Source organism: Flexivirga sp. (assembly GCF_051955415.1).
In the GTDB taxonomy this organism is placed as follows: Bacteria; Actinomycetota; Actinomycetes; order Actinomycetales; family Dermatophilaceae; genus Flexivirga.
Map to the genome: position 1 here is coordinate 1 of NZ_JBQCGS010000055.1, position 6,957 is coordinate 6,957.

Genomic DNA, 6,957 nt, shown 5'->3' on the forward strand with positions numbered 1-6,957 from the left:
CGGGTTCGATTCCCGCCACCACCACGCGAGACCCAACATCACCCCACACCGCAGCGGTTTCCTGGTCCGGCTGCGGTGTTCTCGTTTCTCCTCCGGGGGTCGGTCCGGACCCTACGATGACGACAACCGAGCGAGAGGGTCCCCATGCGGATCGGAGTTGTCACGGAGGCCGCGGCGGGGGAGGCGCGTGTCGCGGCGACGCCGGCCACCGTGGGACAACTGCGCAAGCTCGGGTATGCCGTCGTGGTCGATCCCGGCGCCGGGGAACGTGCCGGCTTCGCCGACGAGGCGTATGCCGCCGCCGGTGCCGCGCTGGGCGATGCCCTCGACGCCGACATCGTCCTCGGCGTCGACGCGCTCAGCGCCGCACAGTTGGACCGGCTGCGTCCCGGCGCCACGGTCGTCGGCATCCTCGCGCCGCGCATCCGTCCGGAGCTGGTCGCGGACCTGTCCCGGCGGCCGATCACCGCGCTCGCGCTCGATGCGGCGCCGCGCATCTCCCGCGCACAGTCCCTGGACGTGCTGTCCTCGATGGCCAACATCGCGGGTTACCGGGCGGTCGTGGAGGCCGCGCACACGTTCGGCCGGTTCTTCACCGGTCAGGTCACCGCGGCAGGCAAAGTCCCCCCGGCGAAAGTGCTGGTGTGCGGTGCGGGTGTCGCCGGCCTGGCGGCCATCGGAACCGCCGTGTCGCTGGGTGCGGTGGTGCGGGCCACCGACCCGCGCCCGGAGGTCGCCGACCAGGTCAGGTCCCTCGGCGGCGAATACCTGTCGATCGAGGACCCGGGCGCCGAGGTGTCGGCGACCGGCTACGCACAGGAGATGGGGCAGGACTACCAGGCTCGCGAAGCGCAGTTGTATGCCGCACAGACGCAGGACGTAGACATCGTCATCACCACCGCACTGATCCCGGGACGACCGGCACCCCGGCTGATCAGCGCCGACATGGTCGCCAGCATGCGGCCGGGCAGCGTCGTCGTCGACATGGCAGCCGCGAACGGCGGCAACGTGGAGGGCTCCGTCGCGGGTGAGGTGGTGCGGACCGGCAACGGCGTGACCATCATCGGTTACACCGATCTGGCCGGCCGTCTGCCGGCGCAGGCGTCCCAGCTCTACGGCACCAACCTGGTCAACCTGATGAAACTGCTCACCCCGGGCAAGGACGGGCAGTTGGTGCTCGACGAGGCCGACGTGGTGCAGCGCTCCCTGCTGGTCGTCCGCGACGGCGAGTCGCGCTGGCCGCCACCCGCCGTGCCGGTGTCCGCCGCACCCTCACCGCCGCCGGCCGCCGCGCCGCCGCGACCACCCGAGCCGGAGCGGCAACCCGTCTCGCCGGCCCGCCGCATGGGCGGCGTGCTCGGCGCTGCGGTCGTGCTGTTCGTCCTGCTGGCGATCTCACCGGCCGCCCTGACGGTGCACCTGACCGTCTTCGCGCTCGCGATCGTGATCGGCTACTACGTGATCCGCAACGTGCACCACGCGCTGCACACACCGCTGATGTCGGTGACCAATGCGATCTCCGGGATCATCGTGGTGGGCGCCCTGGTGCAGATCGGGCAGCACGGCTCGGCGATCACGGTGATCTCGTGCATGGCGATCCTGGTCGCGTCGATCAACATCTTCGGCGGCTTCGCGGTCACCCGCCGCATGCTCGGAATGTTCGCGCGATCATGATCACCGTTGCTTCCGCCGCGTCTGCGGCATACATCGTCGCCGCCCTGCTGTTCATCCTCGCCCTCGACGGGTTGTCCAAGCACGAGACCGCCAGAGCCGGCAACACCTACGGCATCGCCGGTATGGCGCTGGCGCTCGGCGCCACCATCGCGCTCGCCGTCGACCGGGACATCCAGGGCTCCGGCCTGGCGCTGCTGATCGTGGCGATGGTCATCGGTGGCGCCATCGGGTTGTGGCGCGCCCGGGTGGTCGAGATGACCGGCATGCCGGAGCTGATCGCGCTGCTGCACTCTTTCGTCGGCCTCGCGGCCGTCCTGGTCGGCTGGAACGGCTACCTGCAGGTCGAGCACGACCCGCGCGGATCGGAAGCACGCCACCTGGAGTCGCTGTCCACGTTGGGCATCCACCACGCCGAGGTGTTCATCGGGGTCTTCGTCGGTGCGGTCACCTTCACCGGTTCGATCATCGCGTTCCTCAAACTGTCGGCGCGGATGCAGTCCCGGCCGCTGGTGCTCCCGGGCAAGAACCTGCTCAATCTGGGCGCGCTGGCCGTCTTCGTCGCGCTGACCGGGTGGTTCGTCATACAACCGCAGCTGTGGCTGCTGGTCGTGGTCACCGTGCTCGCGCTGGCACTCGGCCTGCACCTGGTCGCCTCCATCGGCGGCGGAGACATGCCGGTGGTGGTGTCGATGCTGAACAGCTACTCCGGCTGGGCGGCCGCCGCATCCGGTTTCCTGCTGGAGAACGACCTGCTGATCGTCACCGGTGCGCTCGTCGGGTCCTCCGGTGCCTACCTGTCCTACATCATGTGCCGGGCGATGAATCGGTCGTTCCTGTCGGTGATCGCCGGCGGCTTCGGCATCGAAGCGGGCCCGGCGAACGACGCGGACCTGGGCGGTCACCGGGAAACCACCGTGGCGGAGGTGACCGACCTGCTGTCCGCGGCGACGTCGGTCGTGATCGCGCCCGGCTACGGGATGGCGGTGGCGCAGGCGCAGTACGCCGTCGCCGACCTCACCGGCACGCTGCGGGACAGCGGCAAACAGGTGCGGTTCGCCATACATCCGGTGGCCGGGCGGCTGCCGGGGCACATGAACGTGCTGCTGGCGGAGGCGAAGGTGCCCTACGACATCGTGCTGGAGATGGACGAGATCAACGACGAGTTCGGAGACACCGACGTCGTGCTGGTCATCGGTGCCAACGACACCGTCAACCCGGCGGCCGCCGAGGATCCCGGGTCGCCCATCGCCGGGATGCCGGTGCTGCGCGTGTGGGAGGCCGCGGACGTCGTGGTCCTCAAGCGATCGATGGCATCGGGGTATGCCGGTGTCCCCAATCCGCTCTTCCACCGGGACAACACCGGGATGCTCTTCGGTGACGCGAAGGACCAGGTCGCCGCCGTGATCAGCGGCCTGAAATGATGCCCGCATGACTGCGCTGCCCTCTGTGTCCAACTCGATCACCGTCCGCGTCGACCTGCCCGGCCGGGCCACCGCCGTGAGCGAGCTCACCGGCGCGGTGGAGCGCAACGGGGGACTGGTGACCGCGCTGGACATCAACCACTCCGACAACGCGCGGATGACCATCGACGTCACTGCCGCCGCGCGCGACGCGGACCACGCCGCCGAGCTGGTCGCGGCGATGCGCGCGGTCGAGGGTGTGGAGATCCACAAGGTCAGTGACCGCACCTTCCTGGCGCACCTCGGCGGCAAGCTCAAGATCGAGTCCAAGGTCCCGATCCGCAACCGCGACGACCTGTCCATGGTCTACACCCCGGGTGTTGCGCGGGTCTGCCTCGACATCGCCGAGAATCCCGAGGACGCAAGGCGATTGACGATCAAGCGCAACACCGTCGCGGTGGTCACGGACGGCACCGCAGTGCTCGGGCTCGGGGACATCGGTCCGCTCGCGGCGCTGCCGGTGATGGAGGGCAAGGCGGCGCTGTTCAAGCGGTTCGCCGACATCGACGCATTCCCGCTGTGCCTGGACACCAAGGACACCGAGGAGATCATCCGCACGGTCAAGGCCGTCGCGCCGGAGTTCGCCGGCATCAACCTGGAGGACATCTCGGCGCCGCGCTGCTTCGAGATCGAGCGGCGGCTGCGTGACGAGTTGGACATCCCGGTCTTCCACGACGACCAGCACGGCACCGCCATCGTGGTGCTGGCCGCGCTGCGCAACGCGTTGCGCGTGGTCGGCAAGGAACTGTCCGACGTCCGCATCGTGCAGTCCGGCGCCGGTGCGGCCGGCACGGCGATCGCGTTGCTGCTCATGGCTGCCGGCGCCAAGGACATCGTGCTGTCCGACATCAACGGTGTCGTCGAGCCGGAGCGGGCCGACATCAAGGCGGCTCCGGGCAGTGACCTGGCCAAGCTCGCGGCGTCGACCAACCCCGACCGACTCACCGGCACGTTGAAGGACGCGGTCCGCGGAGCCGACGTGTTCATCGGGGTGTCCGCGCCGAACCTGTTGAACGGTGAGGACATCGCCGGTATGGCGGACGACGCGATCGTCTTCGCGCTGGCCAACCCCGAGCCCGAGGTCGACCCGACCGCAGCGGCGGAGCACGCGACCGTGGTCGCCACCGGTCGCAGCGACTTCGCGAACCAGATCAACAACGTCCTGGTCTTCCCCGGCGTCTTCCGCGGTCTGCTCGACGCGGCGGCACGCAGCGTCACGATGGACGTCATGCTGGCTGCGGCATACGCACTGGCCGACGTGGTCAAGCCCGAGGAACTCAACCCGGCATACATCATCCCGAGCGTGTTCCAGCCCGACGTCTCCAAGGTCGTCGCCAAGGCGGTTGCGGACGCGGTCCGGTCGGACGAGGCCGACGAAAAGGTCTGAGCCGCCCGGAGCGCAGCACGTTCCGAGCGGTGATGCGACGAACGTCACCACGTCGCGGGGCCGTTTCGTTTTGCTGCCGGCCGCACCGGTCGGCTACCTTGGGGTGGTTATCACGCGATCTTGCGTTCATTGCTGACCTCTTTTGTGAGCGCCGAGATCTTTCCGGCGCCGAGGACTCTCGAGCAGCGACAACCGCCGGCCGTTCACCGGCTGGATGCGGACGATCCGTCGTGCCCGACCCTCGCGAGGTGCGCTCAGCAGCTGCACCAGGCAAACATGCAGAGGAATGACGCATGCCCAAGAAGTCTATGGACGGCAAGAAGGCGCGGTGGACCCGTGCCCAGAAGCTCGAGGTGAAGCGCTCGAGCGCCCGCAAGCAACGCGGTGAGGAGACGGACCGCCGTCCCCGCCGCGACCGCGCCGAGGGTCCGAATCGCTCTGAGAACCGGAGCAATCGGCGCGACGACGCTCGGGCAACGGGTGCTCGGGGAGGAGACCGCTACGAGCGGCGCGACCGGTCGGAGCGTTCCTACGGCAACCGGTCTGACGGCCCCCGGCGCTACGACGAGCAGCGCGGCCCGCGGCGCGACCGTGACGACCGGCGTGGCGGCTACGACCGTCGTGACGACCGGCGTGGCGGCGACGACCGCCGTGATGACCGCCGTGACGACCGACGCGGCTACGACCGCCGTGACGACCGGCGCGACGACCGACGCGGCTACGACCGGCGCGACGACCGCCCGAGCCGCCGCAGTTACCCGGGCGACAACTTCCGCGACAACCGCTACGAGGACCGGCAGCGTCGCTCGTTCGACCGGCCCCGGCGCGACGAGCGTCCCCAGCGCGAGGAACGCCCCTACCGTGCGGACCGACCGCGTCGCGACGACCGTCACAGCGACCGGATGACGGTGGATCGCGCACCGCAGCCCGCTGCGCCGGTCTCCTTGGAGGGCAACGGTTTCGCCGACCTCGGGCTCCCCGAGACCCTCGTCGAGCGGCTCGCACGCGACGGCATCACGACGCCGTTCCCGATCCAGCAAGCCACGATCCCGGACGCACTCGCCGGCCGGGACGTGCTCGGTCGCGGGCGCACCGGCTCCGGCAAGACGCTGTCCTTCGGGCTGCCGCTGCTGACCCGCCTCGCGCAGGGCGGCAAGGCACGCTCCGGTCAGCCGCGCGCGATCGTCCTGGTGCCGACCCGTGAGCTGGCGATGCAGGTCAGCGATGCGCTGCAGCCACTGGTGCACGTCATCGGCCTGCGCCACAAGCTGGTCGCCGGCGGTATGCCGTACGAGCCCCAGTTGTCCGCGCTCGAGCGTGGTGTCGACCTGTTGATCGCCACTCCCGGCCGGTTGATCGACCTGATGGAGCGGGGGGCCGCCGACCTGTCCCGGGTGGAGATCGCCGTGCTCGACGAGGCCGACCACATGGCCGAGATGGGCTTCCTGGAGGCCATCGAGCAGATCCTGGACCAGGTGCCGGGTGACGGTCAGCGGTTGCTCTTCTCGGCGACCCTCGACCGCGGCATCGACACCGTCGTCGAGCGCTACCTGACCGACCCGGTCGAGCACGCCACCGATGACGGCACCGCCTCGGTCGCGACGATGGACCACCACGCGCTGCTCATCGAGCCGCGCCACAAGAAGACCGTGACGGCGGAGGTCGCCAATCGGCCGGGCCGCACCGTCGTGTTCGTGCGCACCAAGCTGGGCGCCGACCGGGTCGCCGGCGAGTTGCGCGACCAGGGCGTTCTCGCCGCGTCGTTGCACGGTGGCCTGAGCCAGGGACAGCGCAACAAGGTGCTGGCGGCCTTCAAGGACGGCAAGGTCCCGGTGCTGGTGGCGACCGACGTCGCGGCACGCGGCATCCACGTGGACGACGTCGGTGTCGTGCTGCAGGTCGACCCGCCGGCGGATCACAAGGACTAGCTGCACCGTGCCGGACGCACCGCGCGAGCGGGCGAGAAGGGCACCGTCGTGACCCTGGCACTGCCGCACCAGCGCCGGACGATGCAGCGGCTGCTCGACGCCGCGGGCGTCGACACCGAGTTGCAGAGCGCCCGTCCGGGCGACGACGTGATCCGCGCCGCCGGCGGCAGCACCCCCGACGGCGCGCCGATCTCCGAGAGTGACCTGCAGCGGCTGATCACCCCGCCCCGTCCGGCCCGTGGTGGCCGTTCGTACGGCGACCGCGGCGGCCGGCAGGGTGGCCGGGGCCGGTACGGCGAGCGCGGCGGACGCGACGGCTACCGAGGTGGCCGCGGCGGTCACCACGGGGGCCGGGACCGCTTCCAGCACGGCCGGTCGGGGCGCTGACCCCGGTCGCAGCAGAGCCCCGGGTCGGGCACCCCAAAATGCGGGGGGTCCCACCCGAACCGAACGCAACACGGACGAATTCCCCGCGCGGGGTGGCAGTGGGCCCCGAACGACCGGTTGA

5 protein-coding genes are annotated in these 6,957 nt (G+C 70.3%); all 5 read left to right on the top strand.

All coding sequences use genetic code 11. The features are described from left to right. Nucleotides 1-144 precede the first annotated feature (144 nt). The 5 genes from ACTHL4_RS09435 to ACTHL4_RS09455 all read left to right on the top strand — a co-directional run bounded on the left by ACTHL4_RS09435 (nt 145) and on the right by ACTHL4_RS09455 (nt 6,836). Nucleotides 145-1,674, top strand: a complete 1,530-nt coding sequence (locus ACTHL4_RS09435) for a Re/Si-specific NAD(P)(+) transhydrogenase subunit alpha (protein WP_440282500.1) — start codon at nt 145-147, stop codon at nt 1,672-1,674. After that, a complete protein-coding gene (gene pntB / locus ACTHL4_RS09440; RefSeq protein WP_440282501.1) occupies nt 1,671-3,095 on the top strand; it encodes a Re/Si-specific NAD(P)(+) transhydrogenase subunit beta in 1,425 nt (474 codons plus the stop codon). Before ACTHL4_RS09435 ends, pntB begins: the two co-directional genes overlap by 4 nt. A gap of 7 nt (nt 3,096-3,102) precedes the next feature. Beyond that, on the top strand, nt 3,103-4,521 hold the full coding sequence (locus tag ACTHL4_RS09445) for an NAD-dependent malic enzyme (protein WP_440282502.1): 1,419 nt from the start codon (nt 3,103-3,105) through the stop codon (nt 4,519-4,521). Nucleotides 4,522-4,814: 293 nt separating this feature from the next. After that, nucleotides 4,815-6,449 carry a DEAD/DEAH box helicase gene (locus tag ACTHL4_RS09450; RefSeq protein ID WP_440282503.1) on the top strand — a complete coding sequence of 545 codons (1,635 nt, stop codon included), beginning with the start codon at nt 4,815-4,817 and terminating at the stop codon, nt 6,447-6,449. Between the two features lie 48 nt (nt 6,450-6,497). Next, on the top strand, nt 6,498-6,836 hold the full coding sequence (locus ACTHL4_RS09455; protein WP_440282504.1) for a hypothetical protein: 339 nt from the start codon (nt 6,498-6,500) through the stop codon (nt 6,834-6,836). Nucleotides 6,837-6,957 lie beyond the last annotated feature (121 nt).